The sequence below is a fragment of the Streptomyces sp. NPDC043876 genome (assembly GCF_056435825.1).
Genome location: NZ_JBWKDV010000016.1, coordinates 89,551 through 107,767, shown reverse-complemented (window position 1 = coordinate 107,767; position 18,217 = coordinate 89,551). Strand labels below are relative to the sequence as shown.

The following is an 18,217-nucleotide window of genomic DNA, read 5'->3' as shown; positions in this document are numbered from 1 at the left end:
ACGAAAACTCCAGAGAAAGATCTTTAGGTGAACCAACAGACCTTCCCTGGTGCGCCCTTCAAGGCGCCAGAGCTGAAGATAAGATTTGCGTAAGGCTGTGAAGATCTTGTGAGAACGATGGTGAAGGTGGCGCCAATTCGTTACCTGCGTGATCCCTGGTCAACAGCGGTCCTGACCAGCCGCGATACCTCAGCCCCGGCATCCGGCGACTCCGCCACCACCGTGACGTTGCCCGTCGGCGTCCCGCTGCCCACCACCACGAAGCGCACCTTCTTGGCCTGCACAGCCACCTGGGCCGCTGCGGCCGTCTGAGCGTCGCCCACCGCCACCACCACGTCACAGTGCCGCTGAACCAGCGTGTTCACGTAGGGGACTGCGTTGCCCACGGTCGCCGGCCCGAACACAGGCAGCGCACTCACCTTCGCGTGCGTCTGGAGAGAAGCGGCTTCCATGCCCTCCCAGATCGGTGCGGCCTGCGATCCGGACACCCCCTGCGCATCCGACAACAGGCAGGCGCTGAAGTCGCTGTACTGACGCGCTCGAGGTGCCGGCGGTGTCTCATCGCTCCCACTCAGCACAAGACCGACAGTCACCACAGCGGCCAGGGCGACCCCCGCTCCCGCAAACAACAACGTCCGACGATGCTTCATGACCGAGCCCCTCCCCAGGTGGCACGGCACATCGCCCGCCACAGACCGCGAGAGCATATGCGCACTTCCGCCCACTCGAGTCACGGGGTGGCACAGCACAACCGCGCAGCACGCGTCACTCGACAGGCCCCCTGGTCCTTGCGGACGCAGCGGCACCCTGCGTTAGCGTGTGCCCGTTCAACGCCGATGGTGTCCACACGCCGCACCAGGTGTTAAGAGCGTGAGGCCGACCGATCGCGCAGTGGATCCGTTGTGTCCTGGTCCGGGCGATCCAGTCCTCGTCGGCGACGAACGTGCCGACGTTCTGGCCGGACGGACGCCCGAGGTGGCCACGATCGGAGCCGCGTGGGGCTGCACCCCGCCCGAGCATCTGCCCGACGCGGGCGCCGGCCTCGTCCTGCACGACCCTGGCCGCCTGTGGTGCAGTGACATGAGTCCCGCTCACAGACGCAGAACGAAGCCGCGGCTCAGCGCCCAGCCGCCGCCGGTGAGCAGCACCAGGGACAGTAGGGCCAGTACGCGGGCCGGGCGACGGCGCAACACCAGGTAAAGGTCTCCGACCCGCAATTCAAGGTAGGGGACCGCTTCTTCACGCTTCGTATTGCTGGAGTTCATGGATCCTCACTTCGTTGGCAGGCCGGGGCGCCGCCGCAGTGCGGTGCGTCCCAACTGGTCAGGGCTTCGCCAGCTTCCTTCACGGCGGAGCTCTTCTTGGCCGATGCTCGGGCCGGGCCCAGGGGTGTCGCTAGTACGCAAGAGTTGCCACCTACTGGCAACTCGTCATGCACAATGCCCGCATGACTGCTGACGCCGACCCGACACCCGAGCTGAAGGCTCTGCTCAAATCTCTCCTCAGAGACACCGGACTGCCGCAGCAGAGTTATGCACGACGCTGTGGTCTCAACCCCACTCAGCTCTCCAGGCTCATGAACCTTCACCAGGTTCCACAGACCGCCTTTCTGTACCAACTGATCGACGCCGCAGATCGCGGCCCTGGGGGACCTGTGGAGCAGCAGATCCAGAAGCGGGCCGACCAGCTCCTGCTGGCCCTCGTGGCCCAACGTCACCCGGAACGCCGGTACGAGGAGGAGACACGGCGTCGCGACCACGCCGAGATCCAGCGCAGGAGCGAGGAACTCCAGAGTCAGCTGGATGCCTGTGCCACAGACCTCGCTGCGGCCAAGAAGCAGGTGGAGCAATTAACGACGGAGAGAAGGCAGTTACGTGCAGACCGCACCCGGTTCCAGCAGAAGCTCGACGTCAGCCACACAGCGGTCCGCAAGCTGAACCAGCAGCTGGACGCGGTGCTCACCTTCCCGCGCTCCTGTCAGGAGATCGAGGACGCGGTGCGTCGCCGCTGGGAGGCAGACGCGTCCGACCGGTGTGGCGACATCCTGACGTCGTCGGCAATCACCCTCCGCCCTCTGGCTGCTCTGCGCCTCCTGGTTTGGCTCTGCACCCCACCGCATACCAGCCCCGAGGCATATACGGCCGGCCAGACATTCCTGGATGACTTCATGCGATGCCGGAGCGGGGCGGAGGTCAGCGAAATCGGCACAGCCCTGCTCGTCGACGCCGTTTCTGGCCACCCCCGCCAGTGGATCGAGCACATGCTGACCGCGCTGGGACGCCGGCGGCCGCTGCCGGAACTGCTCGCCCAGCGGCACGCCTGGATCGCCGACAGGTCGGTACGGTGGACGGGCTTGTGCGACTCCTACTGGCTGGCCGGGTGGATGAGCGGCGACCGGCCCCTCCGGGAGCGTCTGGCGATCTTTGAGCCGGCCGTAGAGGAGGCCGCGCCCGGTATCGTCCGCATGGCTGCCGAAGCACTACACGCTGATGCACGCCCAGCCGACGCTGCAGCCATGCTCTTGGCGCTCGCTCACGACGAGCACCCGTACCTGGAGGCTGTTGCAAAGGTCTACTTCGACCCCGAACGGGATCCGTCCGCACATCCAGTGTCGGTGGCACCTGAGTTCTGGCGCTATCTCTGCCGCTCGCACCAATCCCCGGCGGCCCAGACGTCGATTATGCAGGTGGCCTGCCAGGTACTCGGCGCGCACGAGATGGCTACCGTCCTTCCCTGGTTGCACCGCTGGCTCTGGGAAACATGCTCGGACGAGACCGTGCTCGATACGTTCCTGGAGACCGTGTGCACCGACCCCCGCACCGCTCTCGGGGTCCAGGAACAACTTCGCGACGGCATCGACCCGGGACGGCACTTCGTGGCCGAAAGGCTCAGGGAGCTGCTGTCGGGCTCATCGAGCGCCAGCTGACTGGGACCACCGGAGCAATGCTCAATACCTACTGAGGATTTCGGGTTGTCGTCGAGTAGTGACGGTTCGTGATCCCTGCGGTATGCCGGTGAGGTGAGGTATCCAGAGGGTGGGGGCCTGACCGCTGAGCGTCGGGCGTTTCGTGAGGGGATCCGGCTTCAGGCCGGCGTGCGGTTCGCGGCGGGTGAGAAGACCGCGGTGATCGCGAAGGATCTGCGGGTGAGTGTGCGCTCGGTGGAACGCTGGCGCCATGCCTGGCGCGAAGGCGGCATGGAGGCCCTGCGCTCGAGGGGCCCGGCGAACTCCCCGACCGTCACCCGCGCCCAGTTCGCCGTACTCGAGGAGGAACTCGGCAAGGGCCCCTCGGCGCACGGCTTCGAGGATGAACGCTGGACTTTGGTCCGCGTTCAGACGGCGATCCGCCGCCGGCTGCGGGTGAGCCTGTCGGTGGCGACGGTGTGGCGGCTGCTGAAACGGCACGGCTGGTCATGGCAGGCACCCGCCCGCAGAGCCCTCGAACGTGACGAGCACGCGGTCGAACTGTGGAAGAAGGAGGTGTGGCCACGGGTAAAAGCCTCGCGGCGGCGTCCGCGGCCTGGATCGTCTTCGAGGACGAAGCCGACTTCTCGATGACTCCGCCGCGTGCCCACACCTGGGGCAGTCCGGCGGCCAGGTGGGGCTTCGCATGCCAACTCAACCGGCGCGCGGCGGGAAGGTCACCTGGGGTGCGCCGAGACGCACCAAGGTGAGCCACCCCTCGTGCTTGTGGGCCCAGTAGGGTTGCCGGGTGAACAATTCCTCAATCTTGCGTCCCTTCCGGCTGCTCGTGACGGGCGGAGGAACCGGCGGTCACACGTACCCCGCCCTGACGGCGATCCGTATCCTGCAAGACCGCCTCGCGGCTGCGGGCGGCACGCTGGATGTCCTGTGGATCGGGACGGCGGACGGTCTCGAAGCGCGTGTCGCCCCGGCGGAGGGCATCGCGTTCAGGACGGTGGCCACGGGGAAGATCCGACGTTCGTCGAACCCGCTCAAGATGCTGTCCGCCGCGAACGTGAAGGACATGGCGCGAGTCCCGCTCGGCGTGGCTCAGGCCCGGTCGATCGTGGCCGACTTCCAACCGGACGTGGTCCTGGCGACGGGCGGATACGTCGCGGTCCCGGCCGGACTGGCCGCGCGGCTGTGCCGAGTGCCGCTCGTCCTGCACGAGCAGACCGTCCGCCTCGGACTGGCCAACCGGAAGCTGGCGAGTTCGGCAACACGGATCGCATTGTCCTCGAAGTCCTCGTTGGCACTGCTTCCCGCCGATGTGCGCGAGCGTGCGGTCGTCACCGGGAACCCGGTGCGGCCGGAAGTACTGGGCGGCCACCCGGACAAGGCGGTCGAGGCGCTGGCCCTGTACGGGTTCGACCGGCGTCTGCCGACGGTCTACGTCACCGGCGGCGCGCAGGGTGCCCAGCAGATCAACGGTGTTGTTCGTGAAGTACTGCCCTGGCTCTTGTCGCACGCGAACGTGATCCACCAGTGCGGTCCGGCGAACCTGGCCGACTTGCGGTCGGCTGCCGCCGGGCTGGACCCGGTCCTGGCCGGCCGCTATCACCTGACGGGGTTCCTCGGGTCGGAGTTGCCGGACGTGATGGCGTTGGCCGATGTCGTGGTGTCGCGGAGCGGGGCCGGGACGCTGGCGGAGCTGACCGCGCTCGGCAAGCCCGCGGTGTTCATCCCGCTCGCCACCTCCGCCGGGAACGAGCAGGCCCACAACGCCCAGCACCTGGCCCACGCCGGGGCGGCACTCGCTCTTCTCGGTGAGGTCACCGGACCTGCTCTACAGAGCGCGGTCGGCCCGCTCCTGACCGACCCCGCCCTGCGGGCGGCGATGGCGGAGCGGGCCCGGACGTGCGGGCGACCGGATGCGGCGGACAGGCTCGCGGACGTGGTGCTGTCCGCCGCATCGGGCTGATCAGCCGGACTGCAAGTGTCGGCGCCCGGTGTGCAGGGCTGTTGCCGCCTCGATTACCACGGCGCAGTCGTTGAACGTGTTTTCGTTCTGGCCGATCGGGTCGGGGACGTCGCCGCCGGGGAGGTAGAGGCGGAGCTTGTGGGCGTTGTGGCCGTCGTCGATCGCGCGGAGTGTGTCGAGGACGGCGGCGTCCATCGCGAGGACGTCGTCCGCCCACTCCAGGTCCTCCAGGGTGATCTGGCGTCCGCGGTGGTGGGTGAGGTCGAGTCCGAACCTCCGGGCTGCGTTGATCATGGACGGGTTTGCGGGCTGGTCCTGCCATTTTCCGATCAGCCCGGCGGAGCGGACCGTTACCGCCGTACCGCCTCTGCGGGTGAGCGCCACCTGGGCGAACGGGCTTCGGCAGTAATTCCCCAGGCACACGGTCAGGAGCTTGCCCGTCACTCTCCTCCAGCGGGCTTGAGGGACTGTTCGAGCGCGTTCACCACGAGGTTGATGTCCGTCTCGGTGAGGTGCTGGTGGAAGGGCGGGCTGAGGATCTCCCCGCCGACTTGCTCGGTGGCCGGCAGGGGGCGGTGCCAGGCGGCGAACGCGGGTTGGGTGTGGTTGGGCGGGTAGTGGACGCCGACCCCGATGTCCTGGCCTCGGAGGGTGGGGAACACCTCGTCGCGGTGGGGGATCCGGACCTGGCACAGGTGCGGGACGGCGTGCTCCACGTCGACGTCGATGAGCGTCACGCCGTCCAGCGGTGCGAGGGCATCGCGGTGGATGCTCGCCCCGACGCGGCGGGTGCCGTGTCGGGAGCCGAACGGGTGCGCCGCGTCTTCGATGACGACGATGTCGCGTTCGTCGAGGTCTTCCTGGATGGCGGAGAGGTTGACGGGCCGGCCGCCGAACAGGACCGGCATGACGGCGGCGGTCTTGTCCGTGACGGCGTCCATGACGAGCTGGTCGCTGACGCACAGCGTGGCGGGGTCGATGTGCGACGGCCGGAGCCTGCCCCTGGCCGTCGTCGTCACGCCGGGCAACGTCAACGACTCCACCGTCTCCGACACCGTCATGGACGAACTGAGGGTGCCCAGGGCGGGCGCCGGGAGACCGTGTCGTCGACCCGACGCGGTCATCGCGGACAAAGCGTATTCGTCGCGGGCGATCCGGCAAGGGCTGCGAAGCCGGGGCATCCGAGCGGTCATCCCGGAACGGGTCGACCAGAAGGCAAACCGTGTCCGCCGGGGGTCGGCCGGCGGCAGGCCGCCGGTCTTCGACCGCAAGCTCTGCAAGTCCTGTAACGGCCTAGCTGTGCAGGACTCCGGTACGGGCGGCGATACCTCGTAGCTCGGGTGTGGTGCGCCCGGAGAGCAGTAGCCCGGAGACGAGGGATTTCACCGCGGGGCGGGCGTGGGTCTCCTGCGGGGCCCAGTACTCGGCCTGGAGGAGTGCGCGGATGCATTCGTCTCGGCGGCCCCATTGGGCGAAGGCCTTCGCGCGGTCGGTGAAGTAGAGCGCGCGGCGTTCCGTGGTGGGGAGAGCTTGGGGGGCGAGAGCGTCGGCGGCTGCGATGGCGGCCGAGGGATCTCCGGCGGTGTTTTCCGCCGAGATAAGGTGCAACTGGACGGTGGCCCAGCTGAAGCCGCCGTTGGTGTCCCGGAGGTGGGTGACGGCGCCGAGGCTCTTGGCGATGGCGGTGGCCTGGCTGGTCAGCTCACGCATGCCGGCCTGATCGCGTTGGTGGGCGACGGTGTAGGCGGCGCACTGGACGAGCAGGCCTCGCTGAGCGGCCCCTGCGTTTCCGAATTCCCGCAGAGAAGGGTCATTGGCAGCGTTCAGGGCGAGGGCCAGGGCCTGGTCGTGCCATCCTGCCTTGCGGGCGAGGACGGCCTGCTGGCGGGCCGCCTCGGCGACCGCGACGGGCGCGCCGCCGGCGGTGGCGAACTGCCGGGCGCGATCGGCGGCCATCCAGCCGAGTTGCGGCTCGTCGAGCTTGATGAGGATGCGGGTCGCCAGGAGGTAGGCCTGTGCCAGCAGGGGGAAGTTGTCGTTGGTGGCCTGGTGCCCGGCACAGATCAGGCGTGGGAGCCGTAGGGCGAGGCTGGCGTAGGCGCAGTCGTTGAAATCCGCCGTGGCACGGTGTAGTTCCGCCGAGAGGCGGTCCGGGGGCGTGTCGGCGGCAACGGTGCCGAGTCCGAGCATCGCGTCGCGTAGTCCTGCGACGAGGGTTTCGCCGAGTTGTGCCTCTTCGGTCCCGGCCCCGGTGGTGCCGGCGAGGGGGGCTCCCATGGCGGCCGCCGCGGTGACTGCCAGGTTCGCGAGCAGTTGCCTTCGTGTGCGCACCGGGTCCTCTCCGTCGTCGAGCCGTGGGGTTCCCAGCGTAGGGGCGGGCAGGCCGGGATACGGCCCGGTTTGCGGACTCAGCTCTGGATGGGAGGGCTGAGTCGGGGCGAGGCCGAGTGCTTGGGGCGGGATGTCGAGCGCCTGGGCGAATCTCTGGAGCACGGAGAGGTTGGTCATGTTCGACTTTCCGCGCTCCAGGCGGGATACCTGGGCGGCCGAGTAGCCGGTTAGCGATCCCAGCTTTTCCAGGGTCATGCCCCGGGTTCTGCGTGTTGCTCTGACTACCTCCCCCGGCGTTGGCGCTGCGGGCGTCGCCTGCGGCTTTCGAACTGCATCCATATCCCCGTCCCGGTGTAGCCGAGGCTGCGCGCCCCCCGCGGAGAGGGCGGACGCGGCCGTCCGTACTTGCACGAGATGCAAACTCCTTGCATCCCGATGGCTACTGACTGTTGTACCGCGTTCTGGTGCGGTGGTCTTGGAGTTGCCGCGGTTCACCGACGCCGCGCACTCCCCAACTCCGTGAGCACTCCCAGAAGGGACTCTCCGTGGATCAGTACGTGACGCAGCGAGACCGGCTGCTGACATCGTCTAGGCCGCTGCCGGACTTCGAAGCCGTGGGCTCGAAGGGGCCCTGGCTGTACCGTGCCGATGGCCGCCGGATCCTCGACGGATCGAGCGGCCTCCTCTGTGCGAACGTCGGGCAGGGTAGCCCCGTGGTTTTCGCCCGCATCGAGAAGCAGTTCTCCCGCTACTCGTTCGGTGGTTCTGCGGTCGTCCAGCCGCACATTCAGATGGAACTGATGGACCGCTTGTGCCGCGCGGTGGGCCGGCCGGAGGACTCCGTCGCGCTGACCACGTGCGGGACCCTCGGCGTGGAGGTCGCGGTGGGCCTGGCACGGAACATCGTGCGGGTTCGCGATGGGAAGCGGCGCGGGGACATCCTGACGTCCAATCTGTCGTACCACGGCAACAGCATGTTCACCCTCGGGATCGCGGGCAACCAAATCCGCAACCCTCGCCCGGAAGACCGCCACGGCCTTGGCCCGGCCTTCCCGGCGGCCTACCCTCCGACGCACGGCCACGCTCATGACGGGCACGGGTGCGGCGTTTCGTGCGCTGAGGAGGTGGCGCGGGCGATCGACAGCAGGGGCGCGGAGAATGTCGCCGCGGTCCTGATCGAGCCTGTCAACGGGACTACCGGCGGCGCCTTCGTTCCCCCGGCCGGCTACCTGCGGAGGGTGTCGGAGGTTTGCCGGGAGCGGCACGTCCTGGTCATTCATGACGAGGTCCTGACCGGGTTGTGGCGCACCGGCACGCCCCTGGCGAGCCATCACTGGGACGGATGTGAGCCCGACCTGGTCGTCCTCTCCAAGGGCTTGGGCGCCGGTTACACCGGTGTGGGTGCTGTGCTCGTGTCGCCGGAGATCGCGCCGCTGCTGCGGCGCAAGGGCGCGGACCCTCTGCCCGCGATGGGCACCATGGCCTCCCATCCGCTCCAGGCAGCGGCCTGCCTGGGGGTCCTGGACGAGCTGGAGGCCATGGACTTCGGGTCCTTCACCGTGCGTGGAAAGCGTCTGGGCACGCTTCTGCGGTCCCTGACCGGCCGGACATCGGTGCGGGAGGTCCGTGGCATCGGCCATTTGTACGGGGTGGAGGTCGCGCCTGGCCTGCTCTGGCCGCTGATGGAGGAGTGCGAGCGGCGCGGCGTCTTCTTCTACCCGTTCACCGGTGCCGGTGATCCGCGCAGCGAGGGGCTGGTCGTCGCGCCCCCGCTGAACTGCAGCGACGAGGACATCGACTTCCTGATCTCCGCGTTGACCGACGCGGTCGGCGCCCTGAGCTGACCCGCCCCGCCGCCCCCCCGCCCGGGGGCGGACCGTCTCGATGCAGAAACCGAGGACACGTCATGCAGTTTCCCGTCACGGTCATCGACCAGCTCGACGAGGCCCAGCTCCGCAAGTGGCACGACTTCTACGGGGTGAGTGCCGACCGGCCCCGCTTCGAGGAGGAGGGCATCTGGCGGCGTACCCAGCAGGAGGAGACCGCCTCCCACTCCGGGTGGAGGGGCCAGGGCGACGCGCGCCGCCGCATCGTCCACTACCAGCACCAGTACGGGCTGGTGGACACCACCGCGGCGCCGTCGCTCGCGATGACGCAGATGTACCTGTACCACTCGGTAGCGGCCCCCCGGGCTGAAATCGTGGAGGCGTGGGAGCAGAACCACGCGATGTTGGCCGAGGGCGGCTGGAAGCAGGTCGGGGCGGGCCGGTTCGAGCTGGGTGACCTGCGCGTCCACCTGATCCGCGTCGAAGAGCACCCAGAGGACCTGCGGGCGGGCCGCCGGCTCCCGGCGGACTACGAGGTCATCGACACCGTCTTCACCTCCGTCAACTGCTTCCCTCCACGGGCGGTCAGGCGCCGGCCGTGGGAGGTCCTGATCCACGGGGTCCGGGTCAAGGACATCTCCGGGAAGCCGGTCTACGCCGACGACCTGGCGCAGCTCACCGACTTCCTGCCGTTCCAGGTCGAGGTCGGCTGCGGCGTCTCCTACGAGGCGGGGATCCCGCCGCTGCACCGCCTCCACGAGATGTACCACGTGAACGAGATCGAGGACGAGCAGCTGCGCAAGGGCTTCACGTTCGTCCTCGCTCCGGGGCGGGACCCACTGCTCGCGGAGATGTTCCTCGACACGGAGAACAAGGTCGGTGAGCTGTCGGACATGTACCGGGCGTGCTTCAACGCGGAGGTCACCCCGGCCCTGCGCGCGCTCAAGCGGATGGAGGAGGCCGGGCACCTGGTCGGCCCGTTCATCACGAACAACTTCGACGCGCTCGGCGCCCGCGCCGGGTTCCAGGAGGAGTTCATGCGCCGCTACGACCAGCGGATCCCGCCGGTCACCTTCCATCCCGACGCGAAGGCGCTGGTCGTGATCGGGCTGCACGCCGACCGGCGGTGGGTGGCCAAGCGAGCCCGCGCGGCCGGGCTCAAGGTGTTCCTCGTCGACCCTGAGGGATTCCCCCGTCCGGATGGCACCTGGTTCGACTACCCGCTGGAGGCCCCGCAGACCGGTGACGTGGTCGTACGGCAGACGGCCACCGTCGCGATCAGCGAGCTGGAGCGGCTACTGAACATCAACGCGACCAGCGCGTGAAATCCGGGGTCGGGGAACGGCGCTAGCCTCTGGGCTCGTTCCCCGGCCCCGCCACACGGTGCCCCTCCCAGGATGAGAGTCAAGGAATGCGCATTTCAGTGATCGGCTGCGGCCACCTCGGCATCCCGCACGCGGCAGCGATGGCCGAACTGGGCCACGAAGTAATCGGCGTCGACATCGACCAGGCCAAGGTCGACAGCCTCAACTCCGGCCAGTGCCCCATCTACGAGACCGGCCTCCCCGAGCTGCTCGCCTCCCACACCACGAGCGGACGCCTGCGCTTCACCACCGACATCCGCGAAGCCGCGGCCTTCGCCGAGATGCACTTCATCGGCGTCGGCACCCCGATCGACGCGGACGGCCGCTCCTACGACACCGCACAGGTCTTCGGCACCATCCGCCAGCTCGCCCCACACCTCGACCGGCCGTGCACGATCGTCGGGAAATCCACGGTCACCGTCGGCACGACCGTCCAGGTCACGGCCCTCACGCAGCGCCTGGCCCCGGCCGGCGAGCGCGTCGATGTGGTGTGGAACCCGGAGTTCCTCCGCGAGGGCCACGCCGTCGAGGACACCCTGCGCCCGGACCGCATCATCGCCGGCCTGACCACCGTCGAGGCGGAGAAGGCGATCCGTACCGTCTACGCGCCCATCCTGGACACGGGCGTGCCCCTCTTCGTCACCGACCCGCAGACCGCCGAACTGGCCAAGGGCGCCGCGAACACCTTCCTCGGCCTGAAGATCAGCTACATCAACGCCGTCGCCGACATGTGCCAGGCCGCAGGCGGCGACGTCTCACAGATCGTGGACATCCTCGGCATCGACCCCCGGATCGGGAGCGGCGGAATGCAGCCGGGCATCGGCTACGGGGGCGGCTGCCTCCCCAAGGACGTCCGCGCCTTCACCGCTTCGGCACGCCAGCTCGGCGCCGAACAGGCCGCCACCCTCCTGCGCGCAGCGGAGGAGATCAACGAGAGCCGCACCGACGTCGCCATGGACCTCATCCGCGAGGCCCTGTGTGCCCACCCGATCAAGAACGCGAACATCACCGTGTGGGGCGCCGCGTTCAAGCCCGGCACCAACGACGTCCGCGAAAGCCCCGCCCTTGCGCTGGCCCATGCCCTCCAGCAGGCCGGCGCCACCGTTACTGTTCACGACCCGCAGGCCGTGGCCTCGGCGCTGACGCGCAACCCGGAGCTGGACTACACCGATGACCTCGCCGCATCCATCGAAGGAGCCGACCTGGTCGTCCTGGCCACTGAATGGCCGGAATACCGCAAGGCCGACCCCCACGCCCTCGTAGATCTCCCCGCCGACGCGCTGCTCGTCGACTGCCGTACCACCCTCGACCCGGAACCGTGGCGCGCGGCAGGTTGGGCCGTCCACCAGCTCGGACGCCCCGGGAAGTAGAGCCGCTCCCCCCACGGAGCAGTCCCGCACCCATTTCCCCAAGCCCTGGAAGGCGCCCCGCCATGATCAGTGACGACGTTCTGCTCCGTCGCGCCGGCGACTCTGATGCACGTCTCGCGGCCGACGTGTGGCTGCGTTCCTTCGCCTCCGCGCTGCCCACCGTGCACTGCCCCCACGACGAAGCCGACGTACGCGACTGGTTCGCCCGTGTCCTCGTGCCGCAGTACGAGACCTGGGTCGCGGTCACCGGAAGCGAAGTGGTGGGGGTCATGGTGATCAACGGCGGAGAGCTGAAACAGCTCTACCTAGACCCCGCGTGGCGGGGACGGGGCCTCGGCGACCGGTTCATGTCCCTGGCCAAGGAGCGACGACCAAGAGGGCTGGCGCTGTGGACCTTCCAGGTCAACGAACCGGCGCACCGGTTCTACGAGCGCCACGGCTTCATCGCCGTAGAGCGAACGGACGGGCTGCGCAACGAGGAGCGCGAGCCCGACGTCCGCTACCTCTGGCAGCCTCCACCGGCAGCGGCACGCTGACGATGAGGGCGCTCACCCCGGACTCCGGGGCGAGCGCCCTCATCGTTGTGGGGCCGGTCTACGGTGGGGCCATGACAGTTCTGATCGTCGGTGGCAGCGGCTTCCTCGGGACCGAGCTGGTCCGGCAAGCGACAGCGGCAGGGCACACCACCGTCGCGACGTACGCGACCAAGCCCGGCGCCGCCTCCCCCACTACCTGGCGCCATCTCGATCTGCGGGATACGGAATGCCTGGACTCCGTCATGTCCGAGATGCGCCCGCAGCTCGTCATCAACGCGTCGAGCGGAGCAGCCGACTGGGCCACCACGGCAGCGGGCCCCATCCACCTCGCGATGGCAGCGGCGAGGTACGGAACCCGCATGATCCACGTGTCCAGTGACGCGGTGTTCTCCGGCGCGCACGTCCACTACGACGAGTCCAGCCTCCCCGATCCCCTCACCCCCTACGGCGCGGCCAAAGCCGCGGCCGAGACCGGCATCCTCGTCGTGCACCCGAAAGCCGCTGTTGCCCGGACCTCGCTGATCATCGGCCACGGGCGGTCGGTCCACGAGAAGGCCGTGCACGAACTCGCCGCCGGCACACGCGACGGCGTGCTGTTCACCGATGACATCCGCTGTCCCGTGCACGTCACGGACTTGGCCGCCGCTCTCCTGGAACTGTCGGCCACCGACGCGACCGGCGTCCACCACCTCGCCGGCCGCGACGCCGTAAGCCGTCAGGAGCTGGGCATCCTCATTGCCCAACGGGACGGACTCGACGCCTCCCGCCTCCCCACGGGCCTTCGGGTCGACAGCACGCTTCCCGGCGCCCTCGACGTACGCCTCGACAGCCGCACGACCCAGCGGGGCCTGCGCACCACACTGCGCGGGGCACGGCAGTTCCTGCATCGCACTGACGACGAAACGGCCGCCCCTGCAGCCCCCTGAGATGCGGCTGGCCTGGCCGCGGCTCACTCCTGGCACCGTGAAGCTGGTGAACCGCTTGCCGTCCGACGAGACGGCCAGGTAAAAGTTCTGCGGTCGGTCCGGCACCCAAGGGCGACTCCACCGGCTTCGGGGCCAGCTCAGAGGGCAGGGGCACGATGAGCGAACGCAATTCATCCGACACAGTCCACGGCCGCGACTGACGTTTCTCCACGGCCACTCCAGCGACCATCCGAACCGAACGCCACATGATCAAACGGCTTCTGTTGGAACCCTCTTCACACACCCGGCCGCAAAACTCACACGTCCCCACACCAACAAGTCACGCCCCACCCACACCTCCGGACCACCAACGCTCTCCCTTTGAATCTCAATCCGAAACCCCAGCCCCATACTTCCAGCCTGCACCCACACAACCGACCTCTGACTCAACTCCTCCCCTTATCCCCTTCCGCCGCATATAAGTCTGACTGACCGCCACCTCGATTCCTGGCGCTGACCAGGCGAAATGCAAAATCCTGCCAGAGGTGCCCTCCCCCTCACTCTCCCCTCTGCGCTCCCCCTCGCAATCCCCCTCACGCTCCTCCCCACTCTCCCCCTCAGTGATCCGCGCTCTCGTATGAAGGAACCGCCCCGAGCGTTGCCTCCTCTACCCAACGCATACGACGGAGCGTGCTATCAACGGGCCTCCCCCCGCCGAGCCGCCAGGGTCCGCACCTGGGTACGAGTTCGACACCTGGGACCGGGGCGTCCGGCATGACCTGCGGCAGTGCCCCCGCGCGCTGCAGACAACCGCATCGCCAGCTCCACAACCACCGGAGCGGCAGGTGGTAGGTGGTAGGTGCCGCGAATGGTCGAGGTGCGAAGGCTGCGATCGCGAGGGCGACGGCGGCCCGGATGTCGTGCCCAGCCACCCGGGCCGCGGTGACTGGCGATCGCGCCGGGCCCTGCCCCGCTGCTGTCCTGCGGGGCTGGGGTGCGCTATGCAGCACTCTCACCTCAGCGTCGTCTACGTTCGACCGAAATGGCGGGTTCGTTTGAGGTTCTGCTCGCTTGTGAGGTACTTCCGCAAGCGTGAGCCCTGGGGGCACCACATTTCGCGAGGGCACCGGTCGCAGGTAGCGGCGTGGCGCTCGTAGTTGTTCACGGCGACTTCGAGGGCCTGGCTGTCGTGCTTCGACGCGGCATGCACCTGCACCAAGAACCCGGACGACCCCTGCGTCTGGCCCTGTTCTGACGGCGCGGGAGTATCCACCTGAGGTCGGACAACGACATCAGCCATCTCTTGGTGAAAGGCTTGGTGTGGCCTGGTAGGGGCGTCACGTGACCCACTCTGATCCGTCATGTGACGCTCTGTGAGGCTGTCATGTGACACCGCCTGAATCCCGTCCGTGGGCTCACACAAGGCGTTACGTGACGCCGCCTGCGCGCAGCCGGGGTTCTCGACAGGCGGAGTCATGTGCTGCTCTGTGGCCCGGGTGCGCTTGTGGCGGAGCCGACGGTCGTGCTCGGAGCTGTACAACACAGCCAGAGCGCGTTCCCAGTCGAGGCCGGTCCCAGTCTCGGCGTCGGCGCCGAGCGGGAGTGTGCATGCATACGTTGCGGGCTTCGGATACCTTCCACCGCGCGCGTTCGCCGTCTTCTTGATCAGATGCATGGCTTCCGCAGCGAGGAGTACTTTCTGCACCGTCTCCTTGCTGCATCGGCCGATCGCCATAAGCGTGTCGGTGCCGAGGAAGGCGTCAGTACCGTCCGGGTTCGCCGCCTGGCCTACGGCCTGAAGGATGGCGAAGAACGATGCACCAAGGGCCTTCCACTGGGGCTGGCCTTTGGTGGCTTTGGGAACGTGCTTGGCCGAGCGGATCAGAAACCAGCGCCATGAGTGAGCAGGTGCCCTGCCACGCTTGATCTCACCGGGCGTGTCCTCGCCATATCCGTCGATCATGAGCCCGAGAATACTCCCTAGGTTTCCCTGTAAGCAACCATGAGTGCTTCTTGGCAACTCAATGCCCGATGGGACCGCCTTCGATGCCCTGGAGAAACGCCGGGTCGATAGGATGTGTGCCATGGACAAGGCGATGAAGCGGCAGCCCAACGAGGCGGTGACCGAGCTTGAACTCAGGTTCATCGAGGCTGTCGAGCACGGAAGACTCCGCGCGGGGCTCACTTACGAACAGCTCGGCAACTGCGTGGGCATGTCCAAGAGCCAGATCAGCAAGCGCCAGGACGGGCTGATCAAGTACACCGTGCGTGAGATGTACTACATCGGTCAACTCCTCGGCGCGGACCCCCTGGTCATGGCCGCTGGCCTCGGCGCATGGCTTAACGACATCAAACCCGAGGAAGTCGCCCATCGCCTGCAGAAACTCACCACCTCCGACGCACCGCATAGCTCCTGACGAGCACCCCAGGGGGCGGCTGCGTGAGGACCAGACCCTTGGTGGCTCGAAGTTGCTGCCCGTTCCCCGCGACGGCCCTGGTGCCCTACATGGGCGGGGACACTGATGCCGGTACCTTGGATCTCCGCCGCTCATCGTCGAACGCGATGATGCCGCCCCCGTAGAGGCTTCCTTCCGGGACAGTCGTCACCGAGAGGCCCACCGGGGAACGCCCGGTTGCAGACGGCGCCGCAGGCGGCGTGATGGTGCCAGTTGGATGCGCCCAAGCTTCCTGGAACTCGGTGTCACCGGTGTGAGGGCACCTTGCCCGACGAGCGCGCCCAGCTCCAGGCACCACCTGGTCGTGGGCCGGCACGCCATCCCGCTGGCCGTGTCGCTCGGCGGCGGGGACCGCGGCGACATCACGCAGCTGATCCCCGGGGGCGACGTGGATGGCCTCGCAGCAAGCCTGCTACAAGCGCAGAGTCGACCTCCATCAGGGAGTGCTGGAACAGGCGGCCAGGATCATCTGCCTCCGCCGACTCGAAAGATCACTCTCAAGAGGTCAGTAAATTGGCGAGATTTCCACCAGCTGGGCTCTGACCTGCGCTGGGGAGGTTTGTCTACGGGTGGTGAGTTCACCGGTGAACTCACCACCCAGCTGTTGTCAGCGGTAATTCGGGCTGCGGTCCCAGGTGGCCCGGCTGCTGGGCCGCGGGGATCCGGCGGTGGAGCGGGCGGAGCTGGAGCGCCTGGACCAGACCGCTACCGCCCTGCGCGGGCTGGAGCCGGCCGAGGCGGACCGGGTACGGATCCGGCAGGAGGTGTCCTGGCAGACCCGTTTCGAGGTGCTGCTGGAGAGCGTGAGCGACCCACAGGAACGTGCCCGGCTCGCCGAGGGACTGCGGGCCCTGGTCGAAGAACAGTCCGCGCACACAGGTGGCGGGGCTGGCGTCGTCTCCGGCAACGTCTTCAACGGGCCCACCGCCTTCCAGAGCGGGGCGAACAGCCGGCAGGACAACCACTTCGGGACCGGGTCCTGAACGGCCCCGCCGCCGGCCACGAACGCACCCGTGGAAGCGGCGGGGACACGTTCAACGGTCCCGTCGCCGGCCAGTACGGCGACCACAGCACGCAGAACAACTACTTCCCCACCACACGCCCCCAGGTGTCCTGGCCGCACCAGGTCGGTGTGATCCCGCGCCGCGCCGACTGCTTCCAGCACCGCCACGCGGTCGACGAGGTCGGTGCGGCCCTGGCTGACGGGGACGCCGCGGTCCTTACCGGCCAGGTGCTGGCCGGTGTGGGCGGAGTCGGCAAGACGCAGCTCGCCGCCGACTACGCCCGCCGCGCCTGGAACTCCGGCGCTTCGGACCTCCTGGTCTGGATCACCGCCAGTACCCGGACGGCGATCATGTCCGGGTACGCGCAGGCCGCTGCAGATGTCCTGCCCGTGCCGCCGGAGAACCCCGAAGAGGCCGCAAGGGCATTCCTTGCTTGGCTCGAACCCCGGGCCACGGCGACGCCGCGGCGCTGGCTGATCGTCCTGGACGACGTTTCAGCCCCTGGTGACCTCTCCGGCCTGTGGCCGCCGGCCGGCCCGCACGGTGCCACTGTGGTCACCACCCGCCGCCGCGACGCCGCCCTGCACGGCCCCGGCCGACGCCAGGTACCGGTAGGCATGTTCACCCCCGGCGAGGCCGCCTCGTACCTGCGGGCGGTCCTCGCCGAACACGGTCGCCACGAACCCGCCCAGCAACTCGCGCACCTGGCCGCCGAACTCGGCCACCTTCCCCTGGCCCTGGCCCAGGCGGCCGCCTACCTCATCGACACCGAACTGGACTGCGCCACCTACCGCCGGCGCCTGGCCGACCACACCCGCCGCCTGGCCGATCTGCTTCCCGAGACCGACGCCCTGCCCGACGACCAGACCACCAGCACGGCCGCGGCCTGGTCGCTGTCCATCGACCGCGCCGGCCAACTCCGGCCGGCTGGCCTGGCCCGCCCCATGCTCGAACTCGCTGCGATGCTCGACCCCAATGGCATCCCCGCCCCCGTCCTGACCAGCCCACCCGTGCTGGCCTACCTCGCCGAACGCCGCACCGACAGCACACCGGGCAACGGCCCGGCGGCGTCCGTCACAGCGGAGCAGGCGTACGACACGCTGCGGGCACTGCACCGCCTGAGCCTGATCGACCACACCCCTGGCGCGCCCCAGCAAGCCGTCCGCGTGCACCAGCTGATCCAGCGTGCCGTCCGCGAACCCCTGCCCACCGACCAGTACGACCAACTCGCACGTACCGCCGCCGACGCCCTGACCGTCACCTGGCCCGACGTCGAGCGGGACACCGCCCTCGCACAGGCCCTGCGCACCAACACCGACGCCCTCACCCGCAACGCCTCAAGGGCTCTCTACCAGCCCACGGCCCACGCCGTGCTCTACCGCACGGGGAGAAGCCTTGGTGCGACAGGCCAGGTTACCGCCGCCATCACACACTTCCGCCGCCTCGCCGACACCGCCCACACGCGCCTCGGCCCGGACGACCCCAGCACTCTCGCCGCCCGGCACAATCTCGCCCGGTGGCGGGGGGAGGCGGGGGACG

16 protein-coding genes and 2 pseudogenes are annotated in these 18,217 nt (G+C 68.6%); 12 read left to right on the top strand and 6 right to left on the bottom strand.

Annotated elements, in window-relative coordinates:
* Nucleotides 1-140 precede the first annotated feature (140 nt).
* The gene (locus tag AC0693_RS35405; RefSeq protein WP_478804145.1) at nucleotides 141-650 is read right to left on the bottom strand and encodes a BMP family ABC transporter substrate-binding protein; all 510 of its coding nucleotides are present in this window, start codon (nucleotides 648-650) and stop codon (nucleotides 141-143) included.
* A gap of 441 nt (nucleotides 651-1,091) precedes the next feature.
* Nucleotides 1,092-1,265 (bottom strand): hypothetical protein, encoded by a 174-nt coding sequence (locus AC0693_RS35400; RefSeq protein WP_478804144.1) that lies wholly within the window; start codon nucleotides 1,263-1,265, stop codon nucleotides 1,092-1,094.
* 182 nt (nucleotides 1,266-1,447) lie between these two features.
* On the opposite strand from AC0693_RS35400, the gene AC0693_RS35395 reads away from it, so the two are divergent.
* From AC0693_RS35395 to AC0693_RS35385, 3 genes and pseudogenes are all read left to right on the top strand, one after another.
* On the top strand, nucleotides 1,448-2,926 hold the full coding sequence (locus AC0693_RS35395; RefSeq protein ID WP_478804143.1) for a hypothetical protein: 1,479 nt from the start codon (nucleotides 1,448-1,450) through the stop codon (nucleotides 2,924-2,926).
* Between the two features lie 93 nt (nucleotides 2,927-3,019).
* A pseudogene (locus AC0693_RS35390) lies at nucleotides 3,020-3,585 on the top strand (winged helix-turn-helix domain-containing protein); the annotation flags it as partial.
* A 128-nt stretch (nucleotides 3,586-3,713) separates the two neighbouring features.
* The gene (locus tag AC0693_RS35385) at nucleotides 3,714-4,886 is read left to right on the top strand and encodes a UDP-N-acetylglucosamine--N-acetylmuramyl-(pentapeptide) pyrophosphoryl-undecaprenol N-acetylglucosamine transferase (RefSeq protein WP_478804142.1); all 1,173 of its coding nucleotides are present in this window, start codon (nucleotides 3,714-3,716) and stop codon (nucleotides 4,884-4,886) included.
* Here the strand turns inward: AC0693_RS35385 and AC0693_RS35380 are convergent, their stop codons facing one another.
* On the bottom strand, nucleotides 4,887-5,309 hold the full coding sequence (locus AC0693_RS35380) for an arsenate reductase/protein-tyrosine-phosphatase family protein (RefSeq protein ID WP_478804151.1): 423 nt from the start codon (nucleotides 5,307-5,309) through the stop codon (nucleotides 4,887-4,889).
* 17 nt (nucleotides 5,310-5,326) lie between these two features.
* Entirely contained in the window at nucleotides 5,327-5,947 is a 621-nt protein-coding gene (locus AC0693_RS35375; RefSeq protein ID WP_478804141.1) for a DegT/DnrJ/EryC1/StrS family aminotransferase, read from the bottom strand.
* Between AC0693_RS35375 and AC0693_RS35370 the strand changes: the two are divergent.
* Nucleotides 5,868-6,176: pseudogene (locus tag AC0693_RS35370) on the top strand (transposase); the annotation flags it as partial. The gene AC0693_RS35375 and the pseudogene AC0693_RS35370 sit on opposite strands and share 80 nt — an antisense overlap.
* 3 nt (nucleotides 6,177-6,179) lie before the next feature.
* Here the strand turns inward: AC0693_RS35370 and AC0693_RS35365 are convergent.
* The gene (locus AC0693_RS35365) at nucleotides 6,180-7,556 is read right to left on the bottom strand and encodes a helix-turn-helix domain-containing protein (RefSeq protein WP_478804140.1); all 1,377 of its coding nucleotides are present in this window, start codon (nucleotides 7,554-7,556) and stop codon (nucleotides 6,180-6,182) included.
* Nucleotides 7,557-7,762: 206 nt separating this feature from the next.
* On the opposite strand from AC0693_RS35365, the gene AC0693_RS35360 reads away from it, so the two are divergent.
* From AC0693_RS35360 to AC0693_RS35340, 5 genes are all read left to right on the top strand, one after another.
* Nucleotides 7,763-9,061: an aminotransferase class III-fold pyridoxal phosphate-dependent enzyme gene (locus AC0693_RS35360; RefSeq protein WP_478804139.1), complete on the top strand. Its 1,299-nt coding sequence runs from the start codon at nucleotides 7,763-7,765 to the stop codon at nucleotides 9,059-9,061.
* A 62-nt stretch (nucleotides 9,062-9,123) separates the two neighbouring features.
* Nucleotides 9,124-10,368 carry an SIR2 family protein gene (locus tag AC0693_RS35355; RefSeq protein ID WP_478804138.1) on the top strand — a complete coding sequence of 415 codons (1,245 nt, stop codon included), beginning with the start codon at nucleotides 9,124-9,126 and terminating at the stop codon, nucleotides 10,366-10,368.
* An 86-nt stretch (nucleotides 10,369-10,454) separates the two neighbouring features.
* Nucleotides 10,455-11,777: a UDP-glucose dehydrogenase family protein gene (locus AC0693_RS35350; protein ID WP_478804137.1), complete on the top strand. Its 1,323-nt coding sequence runs from the start codon at nucleotides 10,455-10,457 to the stop codon at nucleotides 11,775-11,777.
* Between the two features lie 62 nt (nucleotides 11,778-11,839).
* A complete protein-coding gene (locus AC0693_RS35345; RefSeq protein ID WP_478804136.1) occupies nucleotides 11,840-12,313 on the top strand; it encodes an N-acetyltransferase family protein in 474 nt (157 codons plus the stop codon).
* A gap of 71 nt (nucleotides 12,314-12,384) precedes the next feature.
* The gene (locus tag AC0693_RS35340; RefSeq protein ID WP_478804135.1) at nucleotides 12,385-13,239 is read left to right on the top strand and encodes an SDR family oxidoreductase; all 855 of its coding nucleotides are present in this window, start codon (nucleotides 12,385-12,387) and stop codon (nucleotides 13,237-13,239) included.
* Nucleotides 13,240-14,245: 1,006 nt separating this feature from the next.
* On the opposite strand, the gene AC0693_RS35335 is transcribed toward AC0693_RS35340, so the two are convergent.
* Nucleotides 14,246-15,181 (bottom strand): hypothetical protein, encoded by a 936-nt coding sequence (locus tag AC0693_RS35335; protein ID WP_478804134.1) that lies wholly within the window; start codon nucleotides 15,179-15,181, stop codon nucleotides 14,246-14,248.
* 121 nt (nucleotides 15,182-15,302) lie between these two features.
* Between AC0693_RS35335 and AC0693_RS35330 the strand changes: the two genes are divergently transcribed.
* The 3 genes from AC0693_RS35330 to AC0693_RS35320 form a co-directional block, all read left to right on the top strand.
* Entirely contained in the window at nucleotides 15,303-15,635 is a 333-nt protein-coding gene (locus tag AC0693_RS35330) for a helix-turn-helix domain-containing protein (protein ID WP_478804133.1), read from the top strand.
* A 707-nt stretch (nucleotides 15,636-16,342) separates the two neighbouring features.
* Nucleotides 16,343-16,657, top strand: a complete 315-nt coding sequence (locus AC0693_RS35325) for a hypothetical protein (RefSeq protein WP_478804132.1) — start codon at nucleotides 16,343-16,345, stop codon at nucleotides 16,655-16,657.
* Nucleotides 16,658-16,782: 125 nt separating this feature from the next.
* Nucleotides 16,783-18,217: NB-ARC domain-containing protein (locus AC0693_RS35320; RefSeq protein WP_478804131.1), on the top strand; the 1,435-nt coding region annotated here is incomplete at its 3' end.